The organism is Chloroflexota bacterium, assembly GCA_026708035.1.
Taxonomy (GTDB): domain Bacteria; phylum Chloroflexota; class UBA11872; order UBA11872; family UBA11872; genus JAJECS01.
Window position 1 is genome coordinate 79,723 of sequence record JAPOVQ010000030.1, and the last position, 26,836, is coordinate 106,558.

Below are 26,836 nucleotides of genomic sequence, written 5' to 3' on the forward strand. Positions count from 1 at the left end.
GGGCTAGCATTTCGGCGCCCGACACTTGGAGTCGCATCCATGCTGCGGCAAGCCACCTACGAACGAAACGGCCGCTCCGCATCGATCAGCGTCGAGCGCATCGACACCTGGTTCGAGACCACCGACTCGGTCATCAATTTCCCGGGCCTGGTGGAGCTCGAAGGCGGCCACATGTTTTTGAGCTATCACCACGGGCGCCACGGCGGCCACGAGCCGCTGGAGCTCGCCGTCTCTGACGACGCCGGCGCCACCTGGCATGAAGCGCCCGACGATCACCCGATGGTCTACATCCACCCGGAAACTGGCCGCAAGGGCATCGAGTTCGCGTCCGGCGTCTTGGGATACCCGCGCGACGACACCATCGTGTATATCGACCACGACACGGTGGAGCTGGCCGAGCGCTGGAAGGACCGCACATCGGGTTCCTATCACGAGGTGGGGCAAGTCGAGAGCCCGACATTCCTCTGGCGGCGCTGGTCCAAGGCCAGCGAGCCGCTGGAAAAGCACACCTTCAAGGTGCGCGATCTGCCGTTCGCGCGCGCCTCGTATCAGTCCTACAGCTCGCTCATCGAGCTGGACAACGGCGACTACCTGACGGCCCTCGAGTGGGTGGACCTGCTGCCGGCCGACGAGTGGTCCACCGACACCCGGGGGCGCATCCGTAAGACGCGCATTGGCGTCTTCATCGTTCGTTCGAGCGACCAGGGCTACACCTGGGACTTCGTGCACAAGTTCGACGCCGGCGAGGTCAATCCGGTCTACGGCCACGCCGATCGCGCCGTGGACGAGGGCTTCGACGAGGCCGATCTCTCCGTCACGGCCAACGGCGACATTCTCTGCGTGATGCGGACCGGCAGCTACTCGCCGATGTTCCAGTCGCGCTCCACCGACGGCGGCCGCACCTGGTCCGAGCCCACCAACACCGGCTGGCAGGCCGTCAAGCCGCGGCTCACGCTGCTCCCCAACGGCATACTCGCCTGCGCCTCCGGCCGCGGCGCCTACGGTCACCCGCAGGTCACGCACGTGATGCTGAGCCTGGACGGCAACGGCGAGCACTGGGAGACGCCCTTCGCCTTCCACACGCGCGGCGGCTGCTCCTACACATCCAAGATGTACCGGGACGACCGGTTGCACGTGATCTACTCGGACTCGGACTTCACCCGCGAGCTGGGAACCATTGGCCTGCCGTCGCAGCGAATCTGCCGCGCCGTGATCGACGTGCAGAGCCCGGCGTCCTAGCCCGCCCCTGCTACACCGAGCGGAGCGTTGGCCATGCGGCTGGGCCTGTTGGTTCGCCTGTTTACGGCGTCGCATGGCCGGATCGACGTGGAGGCGAGCGCCGCGGCAGCCAAGCCTCGCTGGGAACGCTCCACGGTCACCCAGGCCGAGTTCGAGGCGTCTCTGGACCTGGCGGCCGAAATCGGCGCCGAAGTCGTCGAGATCACGCAGGCCGGGCAGCCGGCGGCGGCCGAGCTTCTCGTGGCAAACGCGCAGCTGCGACGGGAGTTCGGCGCAATGGTCGCGGATCGCGGTCTCGCGATTGCGGCGCTCAACGCCGCGGGAATGCCGCTGCACCCACGAATCGGCGGGCGCGCCCGGCGGCTTATCCGGCGCACTATCGAGCTGGCCAGCCTGCTCGACGTCCGCACCGTCGTCAGCATGTCTGGCACGGGTGGCGACGGGCCGGCGGCCAGCACGGTCAACTGGGTCAGCTTTCCCTGGCCCGAGGAGTCGGTCGCGCTGCGCGAGCGCCACTGGCAGGCCGCCGTGGGCCTCTGGCGCGACCTGGCGGGCTACGCGACCAGCCGTGGGATCGAGCATGTGGCGCTGGAGCTGCACCCCATGCACCTGGTGTACAACGTGCCGACGTTCAAGCGTCTGCACGAGGCGGTGGGACCCGTCATCTCGGCCAACGTCGACCCCAGCCACCTGTTTTGGCAAGGCATGGACCCGGTCGCGGTGGTGCGCGCCCTGGGCAAATCGGTGGCACACGTGCACGTCAAGGACACGGAGCTGATCGTCGACGAACTCGCCACGGCGGGCGTGCTGGACGGACGGCCATTCGGGGCGCCTGAGCCGCGCGCCTGGATGCACCGCACCGTCGGCCGCGGGCACGGTGACGACGTGTGGACCGCGTTCTTCCAGGCGCTGCGGTACGCCGGCTACAGCGGCGCGCTGAGCCTCGAGAACGAGGATCCCTATCAGAGCTACGCCGACGGCGTGCGGGAAGCCGCCGCCTACGTGCGACCACTGTTGGCAAACCTCTGATCGGGTCCCTTCCCCTTGAGAGGGGGAAGGCTAGGATGTGGGTCAGCGGCCGACGTTCGGAGCGCGGCCGTTCGGCGACCGCGTCACGGAGGGCAGTTGACGCCGCCATCGCGAGGACCTGTTCAAACCCTTGCTAGAGGAAATCGAATGATCCTCCAGGAGCCGGAAACGCCGCCCCCCGCATCCCTTGAAGAAGTCACGTCCGTTCCGCTGACGCCGGCCTCGCTCGGCACGCCAATTCCGCAGGGACTCCGCATCGGGCTTATCGGCGCCGGTCGCGTCGTGCACAACTCGGTACTCCCGGCCTACCGCGAAGCCGGAATCACCCCCGTGGCCGCCGCCGACCCCGAACCCGACGCGCGCGCGGCCATGCAGCGCCGATGGGGAATCGCGCGGGTGTTCGAGGACTTTCGGGAGATGCTCGACGAGGTAGAGCTCGACGTGGTGGACGTCAACATTCGCTGGGACGTGGGCCTCTCACCGACGCGCGTGACCGCGGTCGAGGAGGCCGCGCGTCGCGGCATTCACGTGCTCATGGCCAAGCCGTTCGCCGCCACCTACGCCCAGTGCCGCGCCATGGTCGATGCGGCCCAGACCGGCGGCGTCTCGCTCGCCGTGGACCACAACACTCGCTTCGCGCCGGTGCCCCATGGCATCCGGGCGCTGATCCAAGCCGGCGTGACGGGACCGCTGATCTCGGCCTCGTATCTCTACCACTCCGCCGTTGGACGCCAGCACACCAACGCCTTCGATGCCGCGTACGACAACGTGGTCCACGCCGCCGACACCCTGCTGACCTGGTTCGAGCAGGAGCCGGAGGAGGTCTACGCCCACTGGAGCCGCCGAGTCGACGGGGTGGGCTCGGTGTTCAGCGGCACGCTCAGCTTCGCCGACGGCGCCAACGCCACGGTCCTCTTCGACTTCGCCACGCGGCACCGTCGCCAGATGGACTTCGTGGCCGTCGGAGAGCGCGCCAGCGTCGACGGTCGCCAGGACGCCGGAGCGCCGCCGCCCGCGACGATGCGGCGTCCGACGCTGCGCTACGGACCGCACACCCCGCGCGGGCTCGTGGTCGAGCTGCCGCTGCGCCACTCCCTCATGCCGGATTCCTTCCTGGCCACCCGCGCCGACTTCCTACAGGCGATCGATGCCGGCCGCGAGCCGTGGGCGAATGGTCTTCAGGTGCTGCGCACCATGCGCACGCACATCGCCCTCTGCCGGTCCGCCGCCGAAGGCCGCCCCGTCCGGCCGGCGTCAATCGAGGATTCGGACTAAGCGCCCGACGCCCCATCTGTGGCAAGGTGCCGGAGCGTTGCCGGCCGGAGGAGCCACCGATGTCCGACGTCGACGTGCGCCCGCTCTCCGTCCGTCCGCTGGAAGCAACGGCATTCCGCCCGTTCGGCGCCGTCATCGCGCCCGAAACCGCGGACGCCCCGAGCTTGAACCGCTCGCCGGGCAATCTGGGCTTTCTCTGGGTGCACAAGCAGCTGGAGTTTCCCAAGGCCGCCCACATGTGCAGCCTGCGCTACTACTACCGGGGCAACCGATGCGAGTTCCTCCAGAAGCACCCGCAAAGCACGGTTACGCTCATCCCCGTTGCCGGCATCAGCGCGATCGTGGTGGCTCCCAATAACGCTGCGGGCGGCCCGGACGTCGATGCCGCCCAGGCCTTCCTGCTGGAACCGGGACGGGGCGCGGTGCTCCACCGCGGCGTGTGGCTGCGCTATGCCTATCCCCTCACGCAGTTCGCCGACTTCGCCTACGTGACCCAGCGCGTCGACCCCGCCACGGCTAACGTTAGCGACGACACGGTGCGGGTGAACCTGGACACTGACCTTGGCTTTGTGTTCGACCTCGCGTTCGACGTGCCGTCTGGCGAGGGCCACAAGCACACGCCCAGCGGCGCGCTCGCGGCAGGCCCCGAACGACACCCCCCACACGCGTAGCGGTCCGTACACTCGCCCACACCGGAATCCGGGAGCACTCGCATGCTGCAGATCGGTCTCATCGGGCTAGGCGGCATCGCGGCAAGGCATCTGCAGGGCCTCGCCCTGCTCGAAGCCGAGGGACTCGCCCGCTGCGTCGCGGGCGCGGAGCCGGTTGCCGAGCGGCGCGAGGAGCATCGGAAGACCTTCGGCATTCCCAAGGTCTACGCCAACCACCGCGACCTGCTGGCCGACCCGGACGTAGAAGCCGTGGGCATTCTGTTGCCCCATCACCTGCACGCCGGGGTCACCGTCGAAGCCCTGGACGCCGGCAAGCACGTGCTGGTCGAGAAGCCCATGGCCGTCACCATGGATGAATGCGACCGCATGATCGAGGCGGAAGCCCGTAGCGGCCGGCTGCTGCAGATTGGCCTCACCGGGCAATACCGACCGGCGCTGCGCACCGCGCGGGCCTTTCTGGATACCAACGCGCTGGGGCCGGTCATCCAGGTGCTGGCCCTCGTCAGCGCCAAGTTCCCTTATGAGCGCCTCGACCGGTGTTATCTGACCCGCTCCATGGGCGGCGGCAATTGGATGGGCAACGGCGTGCACATGGTCGACTGGGTCACGCACCTCGTCGGTCGCAAGGCCGTATCCGTGAAGGCCGTCCTCGGAACCCACATGCACTACATGCACGGCGACGACCTCGCCACCGCGCTCATCCGGTATGCGAACGGCGTGGCCGGCGTCGTGGTTTCGGTGGCCAGCTCGCGCGGGGCCCAAGACACCGCCACTATCGACGTCCACGGCACTCAGGGTCGGCTGCAGGTGCACTTCGACACCGCCGAGTATCCGGGCGGCATGGTGCGGGTGGGCCAGGACGGCGAATGGCAGAAGCTGGACATCGAGCCCATCAATGACTTTGCCGAGCAATACCGAGACTTCGTCACAGCGATCGACACAAACGACCGTCCGCCGGCCAGCAGCGCCTACGGCCGCCACATCATGGAGATCCTGTTCGCCGCCGAGCGGTCGAGCGTCACCGGCCGCGACGTGCTGCTGGAACCGCTCGAACGCGAGCCTTGGTAGCGCCTCCGGCAAGTCGTCGGTGAGCACTCTTCCGATACGACGGGCGGAGTCTCGCTACCATTGACGGGTGCGGCGCTGCCGCCCGGGAGGACTTCGCTGCCCGTTCGCCGCTCCGCCGCATTCATTGCCGCCTATCTGACATTCTCGCTGGCGGTTCTCGGTATTGCGGCCGTTGCCGTTGGACTGGTGATCAGCCAGCCGTTCGCCGTTGTGGGCGCCTGCACCATTCAGTCCGAATTCACGGCGATTTGGCGCGACCAGCCCACCAACTGTTCCAACACCGACCTGGTCGACGCGGACCTCTCCGGCGCGTTTCTGCGCGACGCCATCTTTTCCGGCGCGGACCTGTCGGGAGCCAAACTCAACGGCGCGGACCTCCGTTTCGCCGACTTTGTCGATGCCACGCTGGACGGTGCCGACCTTTCCGAGTCCAACGTCTACGGGGCCACCTTTCGCGACGCTCAGCTACTCGCCGCTCAGTTCGACGGCGCCACCATGACCGGCGCAAATCTGCAGAACGCCGACTTCAGCGATGCGAGCCTGCGCGCCGTCAAGGCCGCCTGGATCGAGCTGGACTACGCCGTCGCGGCCAATGTCGACATGGACGGCGCCGAGCTTAGCCGCGCACGGTTCTATAGCACCCATCTCCCGGGCGCCAATCTCAGCAATGTCGAACTCACGAACTCCACCATGATCCGCGTCGACATGTCGGGCGGCGCCTTGCGCGACGCGATGATCATCAACACCGACGTCTACGCCTCCAACTTCTCCCAGGCGCAGTTGAGCGGCATGCGGGTGTATGGGTCCGAGATTCGCCGCACCGACTTCAGCGGCGCGGTGTTCACCGACGTCACCGTGTCGGGCACCCTGCTCATGGCGTCCGACTTTTCCGGGTACGAGGAATACGGCGCCAGCGCCGACTTTCGCGGGGCCACCATACGCGCCTCGGTCTTCGACGATGGCGACTTCTCGCACGCCAACGTGGCCGACACGCAGACGTTTGCCGTGGGATTTCGCCGGTCGAATCTCCAGAACGCCGATTTCAGTCGAGCCGAATTGATCCGCGCCTCGTTTACGAACGCCGACTTGCGCAGCGCCCAGTTCACCGACGCCGATCTCTCGGAATCGAATCTGGACGGCGCGCTGCTGCACAACGCCGACCTCACCAACGCCAACCTCTCTGGCGCCGAACTGATCGGCGCGGACTTGACCGGCGCCGTGCTCGAAGGCACAAACCTCGAGGGAGCGCTCTTCAGCGAGCGGATGCGGCAGCAGAGGGACAGCGCGCCCTAGCGCTCCTGCCGCCGCTATCCCGGCGCGATGACCGTCATGTCCCAGCCGTCGAGGTCGTGCAATGGCACCGTCCAATCGCCCAGCGCCGGCTCTCCGGCCGCCACCCACTCGGCAATCTCCCCGCGGTGACCCAGCCGTCGCAACGCATTCCACATCGGCTGCGAATTGGCGCGCCCGCCGGGACCCGCGCAGTCCCAGAAGAACAGATGCTCGGCCCCGGTGCCGTAGATCAGGTGCGCCTTGCGCCGGAAGTCCTCCGCGCTCATGTGACGCGGCATCACGTTCGGCGCCAGGGTGCAGTCGGTGCCCCGGGTGGCCTCGACGAAGGGCGTCAGCTGCTCCGGCGCTGACCACGTGTCTTCGTCGGTGGGCATCGCCAGCGGCGCGGCGCTGTAGGGAATCAGCGCGTCGATCAGCCCCTCCCGCGCCCAGGTGGCGATATCGCAACCAAAGAGCACGTTTTCCGCCATCAGGCCCTGTACGCAGGCCGAGACCTCGATGCGGCGCCGTCCCTGTTCGCGTGCGACGGCGTCCATCTCCTGCCGCACCCGGCGCATGAATCCCGTGAGCACGCCGGCACGATAGGCCAACCACTCGGGATCGTCCTCGGGCAGTTCCCGCGGGTCGGCGCCGTGGCTCGCGGCGAATCCCTCGATCAGCGGCTCCTCGTACATCAAATACGGCGGACGGCGGTTGAACAGCAGGCAGATGCCGTCGAGGTCGAACTCGGCCATCTCGCGCAGTGCGGCCAGACAGTAGTCCTGCACCTCGGGAAAGGCATAGGACATGCGCGGCAGCTCGCGACCGTCGCGGTCGAGGCAGCGCCACTGCGGATGGTCCTGGAAATACCCGTCCAGATACTCCTGGTTCATCGGCGGCGGGTAGGTCCAGGCGGCGAGCCGGTAGGCGGCGTGGAACTCCATCCCCAGCTCGTGGGTGTGCTCCAGCGCCACCTGAAACGGGTCGATGCCCTGCTCGTGAAAGCTCCGCCAGCTCTCGGCCAGCAGTCGGTCGCCCACGCGCGGAAACATCTCAACCCCATGCGCCGTGGCCGTGCGACCGATCTTGGTGAAGTAGCGCATCAGGTCACCCGCGCCCGACTCCCAATACATGCGGCTGAAATCGGTGTCGCGATACGGCTCGATCTCGCGCCTGACCTCGTCGGCGGTCGTCATGCGGTAGGTGTAGTGCGGACCGTGCGCGTCGTTATGCGCCCAGAGGCGGCGGTCCCGGCCCGAGGTGCGCTCACCGACCAGTTCCTGCACCTCATCGTCAGCCAGCGACACCAGCTTCAGGTAGGCGATGCGCGCCGAGCCGGACTGCACCGACGCGAGCCCATCGCCCGAATCGATGTGCCGGTGCAGCTGCGAGAACACCACTTCTTGGCCCGTGAGATTGGCGACCTTCCAAAAGATCTCTTGCAGCTCCTTGCGGCGCAGGTGGTGGCCCTCCGTGCTCCAGGTCAGCGTCGAGTAGGCGGAGTCGCCGCTGAGCATCGCCTGGACCAGCGCGAAGTCGCTCTCGCCTCCCGCGGTCGGATGGACGCCCACCGAGATCGCGTGCCAGCCGTCGACCCGCAGGGGATAGGTCACGTCCGGGGCCAGTGTTTCCGGACCGGCGAAGAGCATGGTCCCGGAAACTCCCTCGGCCTCGAACGGCAGCGTCTGCCAGTGGCCCCGGGTGGCCTCCGTTGCCAGCGCGCTGGCGGGCGTGCAGCGGTCGAAGTCGGCGACGTAGCGCGGTGCGGCGCGGAATCCACGGTCGGTTATGGCATCGGACATGGCGCTCACCTTCCTATCCCGGGGTCACGTACGAAAGATCCCATCCGGCCCATTCACGCAGCGGCATTGACGAACGCGGCAAGTCGGGCTCGCCGGCTTCGATCCACGCCTGGATTTCATCCTGGTGGCCCAACCGGCGCAGCGCGTTCCATTCATGCCCGAAGTTCGCGCGGCACCCGCCGCCCGCCGAATCCCAGAAGAACAAATGCTCGGCGCCCGCCGCATAGATGGCGGCGGCCTGCCGCCGATAGTCCTCCGGCGGCATCGACCGCGGCATCACGTTTGGCGCGACCACGCACGGCGAGCCCGCCACCGTATCCACCAGGAATCCGAGCTGCTTGGAATCGGTCCACACCATGCCGCCGGGTTCATTGAAGAACGGGCGGAAGTTGGTGCGGGCGCTGTAGGGAATCAGCGTATCCACGAGACCCTCGCGCACCCATGTCGCCAGGTCGAGGCCCTGCATCAGGTTCTCGGCCTCGGACGCGGCGACGATGGCCGAAACCGCAATCCGCCGCGGACGATCCCGCGACGCCTCGTCCATCGCCGCGCGCACGTCGCGCATGAATTGCGTGAGCGTGCCCGCGCGAAAGGCCAGCCAGTCCGGGTCGTCCTCGGGCAGCGTCCGGGGATCGCACCCGAACTCGCGCGTGAAGCCCTCTACCAACGGCGGTTCGTATTCGACCACCGGCGGGCGGCGGTTGTAGAGCAGGCACACTCCGTCGATGGGCCGCTCCGCCATTTCGCGCAGCAACGACAGCACGAACTCGCGGACTTCCGGATAGCTGTACGAGATGCGCGGCGTCTGGTTGCCTGCCCGGTCTTCGCCGTAGAACTCGGGATGCCGTTTGAAATACGTGTCGCCGTGGTTGTGATGGTCCAACGGCGGCGGATATTGGAATCCGGCCACCCGATAGCCGGCGTGAAACTCCAGCCCGACGGCGTGCGTCTGCTCCAGCGCCACGTCGAACGGATCGACGCCCTCGTCGCGGAACACCCGCCAACTCTCGGCGTGCAGGCGATCGCCGCGGCGGCCGTAGTCCTCCAGGCCGTCCAGCGTGTGCCGCCGCCCAATTGAACTGAAGTAAGACATGAGGTCGCCGCCGCCGGCTTCCCAATACATGCGCGAGAAGTCGCTCTCGTGGTACTGCTCGATCTCGCGCCGCACGTCGGCCGCCGACGTGAGCCGGAAGAGGTAGTGCGCGAAATGGGCGTCGTTGTGCGCGAACAGGCGACGCGTATCGGCGCGGGCCTGATCGGCGCTCCAGTCCGCGATTTCGGCGTCAGTGAGTGGCACGAGTTTTATGTAAACCACCCGCGCCGCCGCGCAGGCGAACGCCCCGGCTCCGTCGCCCTCGCCGACCCGCGCGCTCGCCTGTCCGATGTCCAATGCTTGGCCGGTGAGGTTCGCGATTTTCCAATACATCTCCACGACGTCCACGCCGTGATCCGGCCGCCGGTAGGGCTCCATCGTCAGAAATGAGAACGCGTCGTCGCCGCTTAGCTTCAGCGGCATACCTAGTGTCAGTCCCTCGGCGGGCGTCCGGATCGGCACGGTGCCGATCGAGATGGCGTGCAGGCCGCGCGCGTCGAGCGGATAGCGCACCGTGGGCGCCGCCGTCTCCAGTCCGGCGGCCAGCATCGTGCCGCTCAGCGAGTCCGTGCGATAGGACATCGCCCGCCAGTGCCGCGGTTCGGGAGTGGAGCGGATCGCGGACGCCGGCTCGGCGCGGTCCAGGTCGGTCAGATACCGCGGCGTGCCGCTGAGCCAGGCGTCGCCGATGCGGTCGGTCACGCCAGGCGCCATCGGCTTGGCGCGGGATTGGGAATGCTCATCGGCGTCGGCCACCCATCCGCGCCTCCTGAACGGTGAACGTTGGTGTACCTTACGCCGCGCCCCATCGCACCATCAATCGCCTGGCGCGTCGAGACTAGTAGGGGCGGGTCTTTGACTCGCCCGGCTAGTGTTGCGCGAAGGTCTCCGGTCGCGCGATCCGGCCCCCTCTTTTTCGTCGGCAGGACCGGTCCCCTCTCCCTTGACGGGAGAGGGTTAGGGTGAGGGTGAATCCGAGCCACGCTTCCACCGGATATATGCCCCGAATGCGAGCCGCCTCTGCCAGCGTCGTCCATGCCTGAACCTTCACCGTCGATGAACGACGCGGCGGCATCCGAGGGCGACCCCGGCGGCTGGCTGCGGCTCGTGCGCGATCCCAAATGGCGCGGCCTGAGCGTCATCCTCATCGGCACCTTCCTCAGCGTGATCGTGCACAACATCGCCACGGTCACGCTGCCCAGCATCGCGGCGGACTTCGGCGCCACCCTGGCCGAGGTGCAATGGGTCGCCATCGCCGTGTCGCTCACGACCGCCGCCGTGGTCATGCCCGCGGGTTACTTGGCCGACCGGTTGGGCCGCCGCGCGTTCTTCATCGGCGGCATGGCGCTGTTCGCGGGCGCCTCGCTCATGGCCGGCTGGGCGCCGTCGCTCGAATCCCTGGTCGCGGCACGGCTGCTGCAAGGCGCGGCGACGGCCATCGTGGGCGCCAACGGCATCGCCATCGCCGTCACCCTCTTCCCGGAGGAAGAGCGCGGCAAGGTGCTCGGGCTCTCCTCCGCCACGGTTGGATTCAGCGCCCTGGTGGCGCCGGCGGTCGGCGGCATCGTCGTCGAGGCGGGCGGCTGGCGCTGGGCCTATCACGCCTTGGCGCTGCCCGCGGTCGTCGGGGCGGTCGGCGCCTGGCTGGTGTTGGAAGCCGGTCGGTCGCCCGAATCCACCAACGGGCCGGGCCGGTTCGATTGGTTCGGCTCGAGCGCCATCGCGGGAATCGCCGTCACGCTGGTGCTGGGCCTCACCATGGGTCCGGTAGTCGGTTGGACCGAGCCGCTGGTCTGGAGCTCTATCGCAGCCGCCGCGGTCTTGGGCGGCGCCTACGTGTGGTGGGAGCTGCGCACGCCCAATCCCCTGTTCGATCTGCGCCTGCTGCGCCGACGCGCTGTCGTCACACCGCTGGGCGCCCGGATCGTGCTGCTGATGGGCCTGTCGGGCGGCGGGTTCCTGGTGCCGTTCTACATCCAGGGCGTGCTGGGCTTCAGCGCGCGCGACTTGGGGTTCATCCTCGTGCCGGGATTCGCCGTCTACACGCTGGTCGCCACGCTCGCCGGACGGTTCTCGGATCGCTGGACGCCGCGTCCGTTTCTGATTGCCGGGCCGCTGGTGGGTCTGATCAGCGTCCTCGCGCTGGCAAGCTTCGGTTCGGACACGCCGCTGGCCGTGGTCGTGCTGGTGCTGGTCGTCAACAGCGCCAGTCTCTCGCTGGTGACGTCGCCCAGCACCAACGCCATGCTCGGCGCCGTGCCGGAGAGGGTCTACACCGTCGCCGTGGCGTTCATGAATCTCGCCGGCACCATCGCCGGCATCGTGGCTCTCGCCCTGATCACCGCCATCGTCACGGCCGTCATGGCCGCCGCCGGAGCCGAGGCCAGCGTCAACGCCGTTGCCTCGGATCCCGCCACTACCGGCGCCTTCCTCGACGGCTGGCGCGTCGCCTTCCTCGTCCAAGCGGCCTTCATGCTCACCGCCGCCGTGATCGGGCTGATGTATCGCCCGCCGGTCCCCAAGGGAATTCGACGATCCTGAGCAGCAATTGCGCCCCTGCAGCCTGGGCCGCTTGTCATCGGCGCTGTCAACCATGCTGACCAGGTGTTGCCGCTGACGAACACCGCTGGCACCATTGGCCCAGATGGCTCCAAGCTCAGGCTTGGACTTCGAATTGCAGGGAGTCGCAACGACATGGCATCCCTCGTGAGCAGTTTCCAATTGTTGGCGAGCCTTGCGACGCGAAAGGTCGCCCGCTAGCAACCGTCCTTACCGCAGCGCAATGCGCAGGCGGTGAGCAGACCGTCGGTTCACCGGTCCTCGATCGCGACCATTGGTCGAGGCGCCAGAAACTAACGCACGCGGCCGCACTGCGCCCCGGGCTCCTGTCCAACACCTCATGAATCAGGGATTGGAGTCCATCCGTGTCCATGCTTTCCGACCTGTCGCGGCATTCACGCAGCGGCGACCGTGACCTGCCGCACACATTGTCAAGCCAGCGTCGTCTACCGAGCGTCTTTCATCTGCGCATGCCCAAGCTCTCGGTCGCAACGACGGGTGGCATTCAATGAAGCGTCTGCCTGCCTATCCACTCTCCATTGCGATGGCCGGTGTCCAGGGTCTGGCGTTCACCACCGTAGTGACCACCAACCTCGTATATCAGGTCGAATCCGTCGGCCTGAATGCCCTGCAGCTCGTGTTAGTCGGCACCCTGCTCGAAGCGACAACGTTGGCGTTCGAGGTGCCGACCGGCGTCGTTGCCGATGTCTACAGCCGGCGCTTGTCGATCTTGATCGGATTCGTCCTCATGGGCGCCGGCTTCATGGTGGAAGGGTCCATCCCGCTGTTCGCGGGCGTCCTCGCCGCCCAAGTGGTATGGGGGCTCGGATTTACCTTCATCAGCGGCGCAACCACGGCCTGGATCGCCGACGAGGTCGGGCAGGAGCGACTCAGCGCAGCGCTTCTGCGCGGTACGCAGGCGTATCTGATTGGTGGCCTCGTGGGTATTTCGCTGGCTGTTGCGCTCTCAAGCGTGTCGCGGGCCCTGCCGGTTGTCGTGGGTGGCGCAATGTTTGTGGGCCTTGCGGCATTCCTCGCGTTCACGATGCCGGAACGGGGGTTCACGCGAGTGCCGGCGCACCGGCGCCAGACGTTCAAGACGATGGGCGCGACGCTGCGGACAGCGTTACGTCTCGTTCGAGGCCAGCGCACGTTGCTCCTTATCGTGGCCGTGCCGTTCTTGTTTGGTGCGTCCAGCGAAATCCCCGACCGCTTGGTCACACCGTTCTTGCTCGAAACCATCACGCTGCCGCCGCTGGGCCCGCTGGACCCCGTAGCCTGGTTTGGCCTCAGCGGCTATGTGGGGCGGGGGCTCTCGCTCGCGGCCACCGAAGTCGCGCGCCGCAAGTTCGATACGTCAAACGACCGCGTGACAGGCACCGTGCTGGTGACCGCGCAGGCGATCTACATCGGCAGCCTGGTCGGGTTCGCGCTCGCCACGAATCTTGGGCTCGCCCTGGCGATGCTGTGGCTGCGCGGGCCGCTGTTCGCTGTCAGCGGCCCATTGCTCAGCGTGCTACAGAATCGAATGATTCCGTCGCGGGTTCGAGCCACGATGCTATCGGTGGGCGCGCAGGCCAATGCGGCTGGCCAGCTCATTGCCGGTCCGGCGCTCGGCGCCGTCGCTCTTGGGATCTCGCTTCGCGCGGGATTCTTAGGCTCGGCCCTGGTGCTTGCCCCGGTTGTCGTGATTCTGCTGATCCTCAGTCGGCGGCGCACCGCGGCGCCTGACGTTGGCTGATGGGCCTCACCCGATGGCACGGCTCTCGCTGCCCCCTACAGCAGCTCCAACCCCCGCAGCATGTCCCGCACCTGCTCCATCTCTTCCTCGGTCGCGTTCGGGGCGGGTGAGCGGCGCCAGCGGGGGGCCACGCCGCAGACCTCGATCATGGTGTGCACCAGGCCGTCGCCGCCGGCGGGGAACACCGGCCACAGGTCCCAGATCGGCTGCTCGTAGTGCCGCGCCAGTCGCCAGGCTTCGGGCAGGTCGTCGCGCTTGATGGCGTCCCAATAGAGTTTCTGGGGCAGCAGATTGCAGTAGATGAACACGTCCAGCCAGGAGTTGCAGTTGCCGTGGGGCCACAGCACGTAGTGGCGCTTGATGCCGCCGCCGCCGGCCATCGGCCAGCGGTCGCCCCAGCGCATCAGCACTTCGTGGGCGTAGTCCAGGCCCAGGTCTTCTTTGAAGGCCCACATGTTCGGGTCGTCGGCGACGAGCTCCAGCGTGCGGATCGGTACGTCGCCCACGAACATCACCGGGGCGACTTGGCCGCAAGCCTTGTAGTAGTCCGCCAGGGATTCCGGCGTGCCCTTGGCCCAGTCGGCCGGGCGCACCATGTAGAGGTCATATCCCAACTCGCGCACGAAGCGCCCAAACTCGATCGCCTTGTTGAGGCCCCACTGGTTGTCGCAGGCGATGGTGAGCGCGCGGCCGTCCACGTGGTCGATCACCACGCGGTGCAGCTCGGCCACCTCGTCGTCCGTCAGCAGCGAGATGAGGCTGTCGCCCCAGGTGAGCATGATGACGTTGCAGTTGCCTTCCAGCGACTTGTCGATCACCGCCCGCGTGCCGTCCCAGTCGATCTCACCGGACTCGGTGAAGATCGTGGGCAGCGAGTTAATCGGGCCGTCGAGCAGGGCGCGGACTTCGTCGTGGTCACGCATCGGGAACCTCCGGGCGGCTACATCAGGCCAATGCCGCGCAGCCAGTCGCGCAGCTCGTCGAGTTCTTCATCGGTCGGATCGGGTGCGGGTGATCGGCGCCAGCGCGGCGCGACATCGTAGACCTCCAGCAGCGCGTGGGCGAACAGCCCGTCCTTTTCGTAGCGGACCTGCGCGGCGAGGTCCCAGAGCTTCTGCTCGTAGCGCATGGCGATTTCCCAGGCCGTGCGGGTGTCGTCGCGCTTGAGCGCGTTCCAGTAGTCGACCGTCGGCTGCGGGTGAAAGCGGATGAAGATGTCCAGCCACGCGCGCGGGCCGTGGGGATGGAACAGCACATGCCGCTTGTGCGCGCCGCCGGTGACCATGGCCCAGCGGTCGCCCCAGCGCATCTGCACCTCGTGCGCGTAGTCGATGGCCAGGTCTTCCTTGAACGCCAGCACGTTGGGCACGTTTTCGATCAGCTCGCAGGTGCGCAGCGGCACCATGCCCACCAGCATCACCCGGGTCACCTGGGCGATGGCCCGAAAGTGCTCGGCCAGGGTCTCCGGCGTGCCCTTGGCCCAGTCTGCCGGGCGAACCATGTAGAGGTCGTACCCGAGCGCGTCGACGTAGCGACCGAACTCGATGGCCTTGGGCAGCGCCCACTGATTGTCGCAGCCGATGGTGACGGCTCGGTTGCCGACGTGCTCGATCACGTTGCGATGCACCTGGGCCAGCTCGGTGTCGGTGAGCAGCGAAACCAGACTGTCGCCCCAGGTCAGCATCACGATCTGGCAACCGGCGTCCAGCGCCACGTCGATGACGTTGCGCATGCCCTCATGATCGACATCGCCGTCGCGTTTGAACACCGTTGGTAGCGAGAGGCACGGTCCTTCCATGAGGCCGCGGATCTCGTCGGGCGACTTCATGCCGGCACCGGCTGTGTCTGCGGACCGAGCCCGGCCAGGAACTCTCGCAACTCGTCCATCTCTTCCTCCGTCGGGTTGACCGCCGGCGACCGCCGCCAGCGGGGAGCCACGCCCGCAGCCTCCACCATCGCATGCTTGACGAAGCCGTCGGGTCCATAGCGCACGCGCTGCGCCATGGCGCGCAGCGGCACTTCGTATTGCATCGCTTGCGCCCAGGCCGCCGCGATGTCGCCGCGTTGTAGCGCGCGCCAATAGTCCTGGGAGACGGCCGGGAAGGTACGGCAGAAGCCGTCGAGCCACGTGTCGCAGTGGCCGTGCGCCCACAGCAGGTGGTGTCGCTTCATCCCGCCGCCGCCGACCATCGGCCAGCGGTCGCCCCAGCGCATGATGATTTCGTGGGCGTAGTCCAGGCCTAGGTCTTCCTTGAAGGCCCACATGTTCGGATCGTCGGCGAGCAGCTCGAGCGTGCGCAGCGGCACGTCGCCCACGAACATCACCGGCGACTCGCGCCCGCAGGCGGTATAAAACTCCGCCAGCGACTCCGCCGTGCCCTTGGCCCACTCCGCGGGGCGCACCATGTAGACGTCGAAGCCCAGCTCGCGCACGTAGCGCCCAAACTCGACCGCCTTGTTGCGGCCCCAAATATTGTCGCAGGCGATGGTGACCGCGCGCTCGCCGACCTGATCGATGACGACCCGGTGCAGCTCGGCCACCTCATCGTCGGTGAGCAGCGAGATCAGGCTGTCGCCCCAAGTGAGCATGATGACGTCGCAGCCGCCGTCGATGCTGAAGTCGATCAAGTTGCGGATGGACGGGTAGTCGACGGTGCCGTCCTCGTGAAAGATCGTCGGCACGGAGTTGCACGGCCCGACCAGCCGCGCGTCGAACTCATCCTTCGACTTGATGGCTCAAGCTCCGTGGCGGGCTGTCCTGAGCGCCACGATATCCGAATGGGTGATTCAGCGCCGGTCTGGACGGTCCCCCCGACGAAGTCCATCCGGCACTTCCCCATTTCGAAACGCCGTACGGGCAGGTTTCAAACCTGCCCGCACGCCCAGCGTCCGGCGTGCCTGGAGATTCGACCGGACTGGATTCCGGCTTCCGCCGGAATGACGGACGGGCTACGCAAGGTTCTTCGAAGGCGGGAATCTAGGCGATCCCCCACGCCTGCCCGATCATCCGCGTGAGCCCCCCGGCAATCTCCGCGAACCCCTCATAATTCGGATGCACCAGGTCCGCCAGGTGCGACTCGTCGCCGGGGCCGATGAGACTGCAACCCTCCAGAACCGCGATGTTGGCATCGCCGGCCGCAACCCGCGCGGACACCGCATGGCGAATGACCTCCCGGTACTCCTCCACACTCGCGCCGGATGCGTTTCGCTGGTGCAGCTCCGGGACGTACCACGTGGGCGTGATGACGATGATGGGCGTCTCCGCGTGCGAGGCACGCACGACTTCGAGGAAGTCGGCGTAGATGCGGCCGAACTCCTCCGGTCCGGGATGGCCGATGGCGTAGGTATTGATGCCGTAGTAGAGCGAAATGGCGTCGGCCGGCAGGTCGGCCACGATTCGCGCCATGCCGGGCTCGCCCCTGGCCGATCCACCGAAGCCCAGGTTGATGAAATCGGCGCCCAGCGCCCGAGCCACCCGTGACGGATAGGCCAGACCCGACCGCGTGGTCACGGCACCGTGCGTAATCGAGTCGCCGTGGAATGTGATGAACCTTGAAGGCCGTCTGGTCGGAGCCGAAAGGCTCGCGCCGGGCGCTAGACCCAACGACTTGAGCCGAACTTTCGAGTAGGGCGGCATGTGCAGCTCGACGTCATGAGTGCCCGTCATGCCCTGGAGCAGATCGGCGGTGCATGGACCGGCGTCGTCACCGCCGTCCGTGCCCGCGAACCGCCCGTCGACGTAGGCGTCGACCTTGCTGGCGCGGCTCGGTCGTTGCAGGTACTCGAGGTGCAGCGCCACGCGCGGGCTGTCCGTCTGAAAGACCAGCCGCACGCCCGAAGTCATCTCCGCGCGCTCCCAGGTGCCGGCCGGCAGGCTATCCCGATGCTCCTCCGGAATCCGATGGAGCAGCGCCCGCGGCGCACCGACTAGTCCCCGCATCTCGACGTCCGGCGACGGCAGCGCGATCCATTGCATGTCGACGACACCCTGGAAGCAGCCGGAGGCATAGTAAGCGCCGGTGGCCACGAGGAGCGCCCACAAGGGACGCCCCTACACGAAACGGCGATCCAAATCGGACCTTGCCGCCCGACCTGCGGGGCATAATCGCCGCGGACGGCGATCGCCTTCGCGATTCCGCGATGCGTCGATCCGAGTTGAAGGCCGCACCCATGGCCATCCAATTGCGCAAGATTTGGCTCTCGGTTCACTCCCTGACCTGGCTCGCGTTGCCTCCCGACAGCCGCGAGCGCATGGACCGCAAGTGGAACCAATTCACTGAGCGCATCCCGCTGGCCTATCCGCTCGAGGTGCAGTTGCAGCGGGACTACCAACGCGTGATCGATACTGCCGACGACGACGAGGCGATCTACTTTCTCCCCACGCACTTCGAAGCCGCCGACGAGATCATCGAGTACGCTGACGCGCGCCTCGGTCGGCGGTCCATGGCGTCGCGCGTCGAAGGCGGCGCCGAGGCCAAGGAACGGGCGCTCGGCGGCGACTTCTTGCAGGGCGTCGAAGACGACCAGCGGGCGGCCGTTCGCAACCGCGGGCTCGCCGACGGGGTGCTCACCGCCGACGAGCTAAGGCTGGACCGGGCTTCCCGCGATGCCGCTCCCAAGCTGCCCGCGGGCGGGTTGCAACAAACCGAGATTCGCGGTTGGATGCAGGCCAAGGCCTGGGGATTGGACCTGCTGGCCCAGGCCGAGAGCCGTGGACTCGAGTTCGACCCCGCGACAGTGGAGATGGAGGCATTCGGCGGCGACTGGTGCTATTGCGCCGCGAGCTTTCCGATTCAGATTGGGCGCGCGATGGGACTCTCGCACCCCATCGAGCGGCGGTTCGATTTGATCAACCCGGCCGAAGGCCCCGTGCTACTGCAATCTGAAGTGGTCGAGCAGAACATCCCCCTGGCGGAGAACATTCGGCTATTTGTCTGGCGATACACCGACTCGCACGGTCCGCGCTACGTGGCGCAGTTCTGGGAGGGCATCCGCGGGATCATGGAGCGCACCCACGAGGCCGTTGTCGACCTGCCCGCCGATGCCGCGGAGATCGTCAACCTCTGGGGTTTCCCGGAGACCCGCGCCCGCGGCGTGGACACCCCGCCCCGGCAAGGACCGCTTCGACTCAGCGTCGGCTCCGGCGGCCACACGCCGATTCCGTCGTCGATCGTCATGACCGACGGCCGCCTGCCGCTCGACGAGTTTCGGGACGCTCTGACGTCGGCCGAGATTCGTGTGAGCCACTTGGGTATGTGAAACGCCAGTGCCATTGGGCTCGTCAGTGATTGGACACCCGATGCGCACCAAGCAGCGGGAGACGAGCATGAGTGGCAATCCGGTTTTCTATCTCAGGCTGGAGAAGACCTACTACTGTCGCGGGTTCTTCAATGTCATTCGCGCATTCGCTCACCATGTAGGCGACGAGGGCCCCGTGACACTTGTGCTCTCAGGCAGCGGCCAGATTGCGGGGCAGATTAACCGTACGGCGAATCAGAATGGAACGCCCCGCATCATGGGAAACGCAGCGTTACGAAACTGGTTTCAGAGCAACTACTCCAGAGGCGACAGGGTGCCAGTCCGGTTCGATTCACCTCGCAGGCTGATCCTCGGATAGCGCACAGAAGCAGCACAGATTGAATTCGCTTGTTCTGGTCCTGGCATGACCGAGCGTGTGTTCCTCACTAACGGACCTGCCGACGCGCCGGACCGCTTCGTGTTGGCCCACGGCGCCGGGTCGCCCATGGACAGCACGACCATGGAGGCCATCGCCACCGGAGTGTCCGCCGCCGGAGTACGCGTCGTTCGCTTCGAGTTTCCCTACATGCGCCAGCGACGCGACGGCGGTAGCCGCAGGCCGCCCGATCGCCAAGCCGTGCTTCTCGAGACCTGGCGCGAGGTCATCGACGCCTTGGGCGGCGCCGAGAGCCTAGTGATTGGGGGACGCTCCATGGGCGGCCGCATGGCCAGCCTCATCGCCGACGCGGTCGGCGCACGGGGCCTCGTGTGCCTGGGCTACCCGTTCCATCCGCCGGGAAAGCCGGAGAGACTCCGCACCGAGCACCTGGCCGACCTGCGCACGCCCACGCTCATCGTGCAGGGAGAGCGCGACGCGTTCGGTTCAAGTGCCGAGGTCGGCGGCTACGACCTCTCGGACGCAATTCGCATCCACTGGCTAGCCGATGGCGACCACTCGTTCGTCCCGCGCAAACGGTCCGGCCACACGACGGCTGGTCATCTCGCGACGACCGTCGCGGAGACGGCAGGATTCATCCAGTCACTGGACCGCGCAACGCCGGATTGAGCCTGGCACCATACCGGACAGCGAGCACGCCGACCTGAGCAGGAGATCAACATGAAAACCTACCGCGCCGCCATTCTCGGCCTGGGCCGCATGGGCAACACCATCGACGACGAGATCCCGCCGTCGCGCGACTTCATGCTGCCCTATGGCTTGCCGGGGGCCTGTCAGGCTGCCGCGCAGCTCGATCTGGTGACGGGGTGCGACCTGCTGCCCGAGAAGCGCGCCAACTTCGGCGAGCGCTGGGGAGTGCCCACGGTTTACGAAGACCTCGACGAGATGATCGCCAAGGAGCAGCCCGACCTTGTCGCCATCTGCACGCGGGCCGACGTGCACTCGGACTTGGCCGTGCGGGTGGCGAATGCCGGCGTGCCCATGATGTATCTCGAAAAGGCCATCGCCTGCTCGCCCCGCGAGGCCGACGACGTGCTGGCGGCCTGCCAGGCGCACGGCACCGTGTTCAACTCAGGCGTGCTGAACCGGTTCTCGAAGACGTTCGGCGCGGCCCGCGACTTGATCGTTCAGGGACGCATCGGCGAGCCCAAGGCCGCGATCCAATACCCAGCACGGAGTCTGCTGCATGGCCACATCCATTCGGTCGACGCACTGTCCTATCTGCTGGGCGATCCCCGCATCACGCGCGTGCGCGGTGAGCTGCATCCCCGCGATCTTGAGATCGTGGACGGCAGGCTCGACGACGATCCGATGGCGACCTATCACCTGGAGTTCGAGAACGGGGTGGAGGCGTGGTGCATCTCCGCCGGCCAGCACGAGTTCGAGATCGTCGGGACCGAGGGCGTCGTGCGCACCCTGAACAACGCCGAGGGTTTGTCTCTGCGCGTCAACCAGCCCACCGACTCGTCGCGCCACCGCGAGTGGCACGCGGAGCCGCTGCCCGAGGTCGAGAAGTCAAGCTCGGTCGTCTCTTGCCTGGAGGACCTCATCGAGGCCCACGAGACGGGACGGCCGACGCTCAATCACATCGAGCAGGCGCACCACGTCACCGAGGCCTGCTTTGCCATCGCCGAGAGCCATCGCCAAGGCGGAGCATGGGTCGACCTGCCGCTGACCGACCGCGATCTCTACATCTATCACGTGTAGCAACCGCCGCCGTTCGCGGTGAGCCAGCACCGTTAGTGGTGAGCGCGTCGAACCACGAACGGCGCCCTGCGTCTTCGCTCGGAGCCTGCCCCGTACTTGATACGGGGACGAACGGAGGCCGTGCCCGGTGGCCCAGGCTGCGGGCAGCCTGGGAGCCTCGGCAGCGTCCGGTCCGGTCCCCTCTCCCCACCGCGGGAGAGGGTTAGAGCCTGCCCCGTACCGCGATACGGGGGTGAGGGAGACGGCCGGTCCCACGCTGCACCTAGCGCGGGCCACCGAACATCCTTGGGATTGTCGGCGCTAACGGCGCACCGGCCCGCACCCGCAGTCCGCTTGACCTATTCCTCGGCCGTTTGCACCGAATCACTCACGCGCCGGGCAAACTCCGAATCCATGTCGGCGTTCAAGTCTGGCGCCGTGAAGACCACCAGATGCCCGTCGGCATCCCGAAAGTGCAAATCACGCGTGTTCCACGGCGTGCGGTTCGGCCCTTCGACGACGCCGCCCGTCTCGCCGGAGGCAAGGGCCGCCCTCGCGTCCAGGTCCTCGTCCCCGGCGGCGAACGAGACCCGCACGCCCGACGCCTTGTCCTCGGGATCGCGTCCCGGCACCAGCAGAATGTCCTGATACCGAAACCGGCGCAGGTGGACCAGCACCGGATCGCCGTTCGGTCCCGGAAGCACAGCCAGCTCCACGAACCCGAGCCCATTCACGTACCAGTGCCGCGCCGCGGTCATGTCCGACACCTCGAACGTGACGAACTGCGGCATCACGTAGATGCCGCGGTCAATCGTCGTGCTCGGCAGCGAGGCGTCAGGCAAGGTCATTGCAGATGTTCGGTGGCCCATGCTGCGTGCAGCATGGGAACGCGCTCCTACCCCGCGACGCCTGCCTCGACCGGCTGCGAGGCGCGGTCGCCGCCGGCGAAGCCGCAGAACTCCTCGTAGTCGATCAGCTCGGTGACCGTGGGGGAGTCGCCGCACAGCGGGCAGTCGGGGTCCCGCCGCAGCTTCAGCTCGCGGAACTCCATGGCCAGCGCGTCGAACAGCAGCAGGCGGCCGGCCAGTGTGTCGCCCGTTCCCAGGATCACCTTGATCGTCTCGGTCGCCTGGATCAGCCCCACCAGGCCCGGCAGCACGCCCAGCACGCCGGCCTCGGAGCAGCTCGGCGCCATTTCGGGTGGCGGCGGCGTTGGGTAGAGGCAGCGGTAGCAACCTTCGCCCGGCACGAAGATGGTCGACATCCCCTCGAACCGCAGCACGCTGCCGTCCACCACCGGCTTGCCCAGCATGTAGGCGGCGTCGTTGACGAGGTAGCGGGTGGGGAAGTTGTCGCAGCCGTTCACGATCACGTCGTAGCCGCCCAGAACTTCCATCGCGTTTTCGGAGGTCAGCGGCTCGTTGTGCTCGACCACTTCCACGTCCGAGTTGAGCCCGGTGAGCGTCTCGGCCGCCGACCCGGTCTTGGGCAGCCCCACGCGGTCCTCGCGGTGCAGGATCTGCCGCTGCAAGTTGGAGCGGTCGACGACGTCGAAATCCACCACGCCGAGCTTGCCCACGCCGGCGGCGGCCAGGTAGTAGAGCACCGGCGAGCCCAGGCCCCCGGCGCCAATGGCGACGACGCTGGCGTCCAAGAGCTTCATTTGACCGGCGACCCCAACCTCCGGCAGCAGCATGTGCCGGCTGTATCGCTGAACCTGCTCGACGTTGAACACGCGCCTACCCTCGTTCCTTAGACCTCACATGCGCCGTGCCGGCCCTAGTGGCCGGCGGGCGGCTCCTCGGTGTCGTAGCCGGCGGCTTCCCAGGCCTCCATGCCGCCCTGCATGTTGTAGGCCTGGTTCAGACCCAGGGCGGTCGCCATCTGCGTGGCGACTCCGCTGGTCTGGCCGACATTGCAAATGAATAGGATCGGCTTGTCGGTCGGGATCGCCTCGGTTGGACGCGCCAGGATGTCTTCGAGCGGCACGTACTCCGCCCCGGGCATGGCCGGAAACGGGAACTGTGTCCGAACGTCGATCACGCGGACCTCGTCCTGCTCGACCAGCTTCTTGGCCTCGTGGACGTCGACTTCGTTGGAAGGCATCTGTGCTGCAGCCACGCTAAACCTCACCGCCGGGGAAACACCCGCCTCTTGTTGCGATCTTCGCGCCGCGCCCGCCGCGAGTCAATCCCCGCACGGCGGAGGCGGTGGATTCGGCGTGCGACCGACCTGCGGGAGAGCCGCATGCGGCTTTTCTCACCAAGCGTCTCGGCCAGACGCGGCTATGATTCAGGGTGCATACCGCCCGGGCGGAGTCCACCTTGAACCCAGCCGACCTGCGGGACCGCCTTGCCGAGGCCAATTTGCCGGACGAGGCGGCTGAAGCCCTGTCCACGCGCTTGGACGATTCCAAGACGAATTCCGCGAGTGTCGCGCGAGCCATCGGTCTGCCGTGGACGCCCGGCCACGCACGACCGCTCGCGATCGCCCCGGTGCAAAACGCCCTGGAGTCCGAGCACTTCGCGCCCCCGCAAGCCGTGACCACCGTTGTCGAGCACGTAACGGCGCACGACGCCCAAGCCGCCGCTGCTCAAACCTCGCACGCTCCGCTGCGACTCCTCTGCCTACACGGACCCAACGGCGTTGGCAAGACAGCCGTCGCGCGATCCATGGCGCGCGCCCTGGACCGTCCCTGCGAGGTCATCGACCTGGCGCAACTCGGCACGGCCGAGGAAATCTGGCGGCGCGACGGCCAGCCGGGCGCGCTCATGGGCGCCGTTGAGCGGGCGCAATCCGCGGAGGCCGTGGTCGTGCTGGCCGGACTCGATCGCGCGGCCGAACGTTGGGGCGCCCAGGCCAGCACGCTCCTGGCGCGGCTGACCGACCCCCACCGCCGCGCCACCGTCGTCGACCCGTTCTTCGGCGTTCCGTTCGACCTGTCGCGCCTTCTCCTGGTTGTGACTTGCCGCTGGACCCAATCGCTCGCGACGGACGACCTGTCGAGACTCGATCTCGCGGAGTTCCCCGGTTTTCTGATCGATCAGAAAGCCGAGTTGGCCCGGCGAACCCTGATTCCCGCGGCACTCGCCGACCATGGGTTGACGCCCGACGCGCTGACGTTTGACGGCAACGCCCTTCTGGTGCTCATCCGGAGCTATACCGACGAGGCTGGCGTCGCTCACCTGGACGAGCTTCTGCGGCGCGTCGTTCGCCGGTCATTGGTCGACCGGGCGCTGCGCGGTGGGGACCAGGGCGTGATTGAGAGCGAGCATCTCTTCGATCTTGCCGGCCGGCCGCCTGTCCCGGAGCGTCCCGACCGCCGCGCGCAGCGCCGCGGTCGTACCGCCGCGCTGGTAGTTGACGAGCGCGGCGGCCGGCATGGCGCCGTGATGGCCGTGCTGATGCCAGGGCTCGGCCATGCGTTGGTTTCGGGGCAGGGTCGAATCTCCATGCTGGACAGTCACGGCGCCAACGTCTCCGCAGAGTTGGCCGTCGTCACGGCGGCCATCCGCTCGCGCCTGTCGGACCTCGACGTGTCGGCGCGCTTCATGCAGGAATTCGACATGCAGGTGCATGTTCCGGCAAGCCGGCTCGCCGATGACTCCGGCTCGATCGGCCTTGCCGTATCCATCGCCATTGTGTCCCTCGGACGCGATCGCCCGGTGGACCCGGAACTCGCCTCCACCGGCAGCCTGTCGGTCGATGGTCGGATCGAGCCCACTGTCGCCATCGCGCCCAAAATGCTCGCGGCCCATCGCGCCGGCGTGCGCCGGATCCTGCTGCCGCGCGGCAACGAACGCGACCTGGACGATCTCCCGCCCCGAATCCACGACGACATCACCTTCATTCCGGTGGACGACATCGCGCAGGCACTGCACGTCGCGCTGCGCTGAGTCCGGCTACAGCCACCAGCCGCGTAGACGGCGGCGGGCCTTGGCCTGAATTGGCATGGGGCGTCGCCTAGGAATCGCAGGATCGCTTGCGTTCGGAGTGGCCCTCGTTGTCCTGGGCGCCCTCGCGCTGGTGTGGGCGATACGAAGCTCGACGGAAGCACCCCAGATCGCGCGGCCGCCCGCCGACCTGCCCGATCCGCACGAGCGCATGATGTTCGACTCGGCCTACGACCAGCGCCTCAGCCGCGACGCCATCCCACCCATTTACATGCCGCAATTCGTGGCCGCCGCCGAGGCGCCGCTCCAGCCGGACGAGCTGGTCATTGGGCTGGTCATCGACGGCGAGGCGCGGGCTTATCCCGTCGCGACGCTCAACCGGCGCGAGATGGTCAACGACGTCGTCGGCGGCACGCCGGTGCTCGTCACCTGGTGACCGCTCTGCTACACCGGTCTCGTGCACGACCGGCAGTTCGAGGGCCAGACCCTGGTCTTCGGCAATCAGGGCGCGCTGTATAAGACGGCCATGACGTGGTTCGACCACGCCACGGGCAGCATCTGGAGCCAACCGATCGGCCGAGCCCTGGTCGGCGAGTTGCGGGGCGCGGCGCTCGACCAGATTCCGTCGACCCTGGATACCTGGGAGGGGTTCCGCACCCGGCACCCCGACGCCCTGGTGCTGAGCAACGGGCTCGACGGACCGCGGCTCATTCTTGCGACGCCGCGGGAGAACTGGGTGATCGGCCTGGCCTTGGGGGACGCCGCCGCAGCCGTCGACTTCGGCCACGCGCGGGCCGCCGGCCTGGTGCAGCTGACGGTGGGCGATGAGCCGGTGTTGGTCTGGGTCGACGCGACCACCGGCACCGTGCGCGCTTATCTGCGGCGAGTGGCGAATCGCCTGCTGGAGTTCGAGCCGGCGGGCAATGGCGGCTTGCGGGACCGCGAGACGAGCACTCTATGGAGCGCGGCGAACGGCCTGGCGCTCAGCGGTCCGCTTGCAGGCCAAGCCCTGAGCCCGGTGCCGTGGACATCGTCGTTCGACTGGGCCTGGCGCGACTTTTACCCGAACTCCACGTTCATCGGGGCCTGATTCCGCCTAGAGTCACCGATTCGGCGGTGCGGCCCGAGCAATCGCACACCGAGTGGGCGGGAGTTTTTTTGCACGTTCGGCGTTTAAGTTCGACTCCGAATCACCTCCGCAACCACCGGAATCTCAACGCAATGGTCGAGCAGCGGACAAACCGCGCAGTCGATGATGAGCTTCGCCGGCGGCCGGGTCGCCCGACAGAAGCCGGCCCGCTCGAACAGCCCCACCACGTCCCGGTTCACGAGCGAATAGAGCTGACCGAACCCCCGGGACCTGGCCTCGGCCTTTGCCGTTTCGATTAACTGCAAGCCCAGCTGCCGACCACGAAAGGCGTCGCTCACCGCCAGGGAGCGCAGCTCCGCCATCTGGCCCAGGTCGTCGTTGGCATCGTGCTGAATCCCAAAGTCATCCGCCGGCAGCCTGTTCGCCAGCCAGGCGATGACCTCTTGGTGGTTCGACGGCATGCCGTAGACGGCGACGGAGACGCACCCGACGACTTCGCCGGAGGGCGCGACGGCCGTGAAGAATCGACCCAAGTCCTCATCCCCAAGCATCCGGAGAATCTGCTGCGGACTGACCGGCAGCAAGGCTCCCGACCCATCCGACCGAAACCGGTTGGCCGCAATGAGCGCCGCGATGCTCGGGATGTCGTCCAGCAACGTGGGGCGAATCACCGCCGGCACATCGCTCGTTGATTCTCGGTGCGTAGTCATTTCATGCGACTGC

23 protein-coding genes are annotated in these 26,836 nt (G+C 67.3%); 13 read left to right on the forward strand and 10 right to left on the reverse strand.

Annotated elements, in window-relative coordinates:
* Positions 1–39: 39 nt before the first annotated feature.
* From OXG33_12730 to OXG33_12755, 6 genes are all read left to right on the forward strand, one after another.
* Entirely contained in the window at positions 40–1,239 is a 1,200-nt protein-coding gene (locus OXG33_12730) for a sialidase family protein (GenBank protein MCY4114781.1), read from the forward strand.
* Between the two features lie 33 nt (positions 1,240–1,272).
* On the forward strand, positions 1,273–2,268 hold the full coding sequence (locus OXG33_12735; protein MCY4114782.1) for a sugar phosphate isomerase/epimerase: 996 nt from the start codon (positions 1,273–1,275) through the stop codon (positions 2,266–2,268).
* 147 nt (positions 2,269–2,415) lie between these two features.
* Entirely contained in the window at positions 2,416–3,543 is a 1,128-nt protein-coding gene (locus OXG33_12740; GenBank protein ID MCY4114783.1) for a Gfo/Idh/MocA family oxidoreductase, read from the forward strand.
* Positions 3,544–3,602: 59 nt separating this feature from the next.
* Positions 3,603–4,214: an ureidoglycolate lyase gene (locus tag OXG33_12745; GenBank protein MCY4114784.1), complete on the forward strand. Its 612-nt coding sequence runs from the start codon at positions 3,603–3,605 to the stop codon at positions 4,212–4,214.
* 42 nt (positions 4,215–4,256) lie between these two features.
* Positions 4,257–5,282: a Gfo/Idh/MocA family oxidoreductase gene (locus OXG33_12750; protein MCY4114785.1), complete on the forward strand. Its 1,026-nt coding sequence runs from the start codon at positions 4,257–4,259 to the stop codon at positions 5,280–5,282.
* Positions 5,283–5,342: 60 nt separating this feature from the next.
* Positions 5,343–6,575, forward strand: coding sequence for a pentapeptide repeat-containing protein (locus OXG33_12755; protein ID MCY4114786.1), 1,233 nt, complete (start codon positions 5,343–5,345; stop codon positions 6,573–6,575).
* 14 nt (positions 6,576–6,589) lie between these two features.
* Here the strand turns inward: OXG33_12755 and OXG33_12760 are convergent, their stop codons facing one another.
* Together OXG33_12760 and OXG33_12765 are read right to left on the reverse strand one after the other, a co-directional pair.
* A complete protein-coding gene (locus OXG33_12760) occupies positions 6,590–8,356 on the reverse strand; it encodes a family 10 glycosylhydrolase (GenBank protein MCY4114787.1) in 1,767 nt (588 codons plus the stop codon).
* A 13-nt stretch (positions 8,357–8,369) separates the two neighbouring features.
* On the reverse strand, positions 8,370–10,205 hold the full coding sequence (locus OXG33_12765; GenBank protein MCY4114788.1) for a family 10 glycosylhydrolase: 1,836 nt from the start codon (positions 10,203–10,205) through the stop codon (positions 8,370–8,372).
* 279 nt (positions 10,206–10,484) lie between these two features.
* On the opposite strand from OXG33_12765, the gene OXG33_12770 reads away from it, so the two are divergent.
* Positions 10,485–11,990 carry an MFS transporter gene (locus tag OXG33_12770; GenBank protein MCY4114789.1) on the forward strand — a complete coding sequence of 502 codons (1,506 nt, stop codon included), beginning with the start codon at positions 10,485–10,487 and terminating at the stop codon, positions 11,988–11,990.
* Positions 11,991–12,516: 526 nt separating this feature from the next.
* Positions 12,517–13,749 (forward strand): MFS transporter, encoded by a 1,233-nt coding sequence (locus OXG33_12775; GenBank protein ID MCY4114790.1) that lies wholly within the window; start codon positions 12,517–12,519, stop codon positions 13,747–13,749.
* 35 nt (positions 13,750–13,784) lie between these two features.
* On the opposite strand, the gene OXG33_12780 is transcribed toward OXG33_12775, so the two are convergent.
* The 4 genes from OXG33_12780 to OXG33_12795 form a co-directional block, all read right to left on the reverse strand.
* Positions 13,785–14,672, reverse strand: a complete 888-nt coding sequence (locus OXG33_12780) for a dihydrodipicolinate synthase family protein (GenBank protein ID MCY4114791.1) — start codon at positions 14,670–14,672, stop codon at positions 13,785–13,787.
* 17 nt (positions 14,673–14,689) lie between these two features.
* Positions 14,690–15,577, reverse strand: coding sequence for a dihydrodipicolinate synthase family protein (locus tag OXG33_12785; GenBank protein ID MCY4114792.1), 888 nt, complete (start codon positions 15,575–15,577; stop codon positions 14,690–14,692).
* On the reverse strand, positions 15,574–16,431 hold the full coding sequence (locus OXG33_12790; protein ID MCY4114793.1) for a dihydrodipicolinate synthase family protein: 858 nt from the start codon (positions 16,429–16,431) through the stop codon (positions 15,574–15,576). The genes OXG33_12785 and OXG33_12790 overlap by 4 nt, the downstream gene beginning before the upstream one ends.
* A gap of 295 nt (positions 16,432–16,726) precedes the next feature.
* Positions 16,727–17,776 (reverse strand): GDSL-type esterase/lipase family protein, encoded by a 1,050-nt coding sequence (locus OXG33_12795; GenBank protein ID MCY4114794.1) that lies wholly within the window; start codon positions 17,774–17,776, stop codon positions 16,727–16,729.
* Between the two features lie 143 nt (positions 17,777–17,919).
* Between OXG33_12795 and OXG33_12800 the strand changes: the two genes are divergently transcribed.
* From OXG33_12800 to OXG33_12810, 3 genes are all read left to right on the forward strand, one after another.
* Positions 17,920–19,008, forward strand: coding sequence for a hypothetical protein (locus OXG33_12800; GenBank protein MCY4114795.1), 1,089 nt, complete (start codon positions 17,920–17,922; stop codon positions 19,006–19,008).
* Between the two features lie 403 nt (positions 19,009–19,411).
* Positions 19,412–20,053, forward strand: a complete 642-nt coding sequence (locus tag OXG33_12805) for an alpha/beta hydrolase (GenBank protein MCY4114796.1) — start codon at positions 19,412–19,414, stop codon at positions 20,051–20,053.
* A 51-nt stretch (positions 20,054–20,104) separates the two neighbouring features.
* Positions 20,105–21,151: a Gfo/Idh/MocA family oxidoreductase gene (locus OXG33_12810; GenBank protein ID MCY4114797.1), complete on the forward strand. Its 1,047-nt coding sequence runs from the start codon at positions 20,105–20,107 to the stop codon at positions 21,149–21,151.
* Positions 21,152–21,489: 338 nt separating this feature from the next.
* Here OXG33_12810 and OXG33_12815 read toward each other — a convergent pair whose 3' ends face one another.
* From OXG33_12815 to OXG33_12825, 3 genes are read right to left on the reverse strand one after another with little or no spacing between them, the layout of a single operon-like run.
* Positions 21,490–21,978, reverse strand: coding sequence for a VOC family protein (locus OXG33_12815; protein ID MCY4114798.1), 489 nt, complete (start codon positions 21,976–21,978; stop codon positions 21,490–21,492).
* 47 nt (positions 21,979–22,025) lie between these two features.
* Positions 22,026–22,865: a molybdopterin-synthase adenylyltransferase MoeB gene (gene moeB / locus OXG33_12820; GenBank protein MCY4114799.1), complete on the reverse strand. Its 840-nt coding sequence runs from the start codon at positions 22,863–22,865 to the stop codon at positions 22,026–22,028.
* Between the two features lie 44 nt (positions 22,866–22,909).
* The gene (locus tag OXG33_12825) at positions 22,910–23,236 is read right to left on the reverse strand and encodes a rhodanese-like domain-containing protein (protein ID MCY4114800.1); all 327 of its coding nucleotides are present in this window, start codon (positions 23,234–23,236) and stop codon (positions 22,910–22,912) included.
* 218 nt (positions 23,237–23,454) lie between these two features.
* On the opposite strand from OXG33_12825, the gene OXG33_12830 reads away from it, so the two are divergent.
* Both OXG33_12830 and OXG33_12835 read left to right on the forward strand, forming a co-directional pair.
* Positions 23,455–25,026 carry an AAA family ATPase gene (locus OXG33_12830; protein ID MCY4114801.1) on the forward strand — a complete coding sequence of 524 codons (1,572 nt, stop codon included), beginning with the start codon at positions 23,455–23,457 and terminating at the stop codon, positions 25,024–25,026.
* Between the two features lie 211 nt (positions 25,027–25,237).
* The gene (locus OXG33_12835) at positions 25,238–26,113 is read left to right on the forward strand and encodes a DUF3179 domain-containing (seleno)protein (GenBank protein ID MCY4114802.1); all 876 of its coding nucleotides are present in this window, start codon (positions 25,238–25,240) and stop codon (positions 26,111–26,113) included.
* A gap of 83 nt (positions 26,114–26,196) precedes the next feature.
* On the opposite strand, the gene OXG33_12840 is transcribed toward OXG33_12835, so the two are convergent.
* The gene (locus tag OXG33_12840) at positions 26,197–26,823 is read right to left on the reverse strand and encodes a GNAT family N-acetyltransferase (GenBank protein MCY4114803.1); all 627 of its coding nucleotides are present in this window, start codon (positions 26,821–26,823) and stop codon (positions 26,197–26,199) included.
* Between the last annotated feature and the right edge of the window lie 13 nt (positions 26,824–26,836).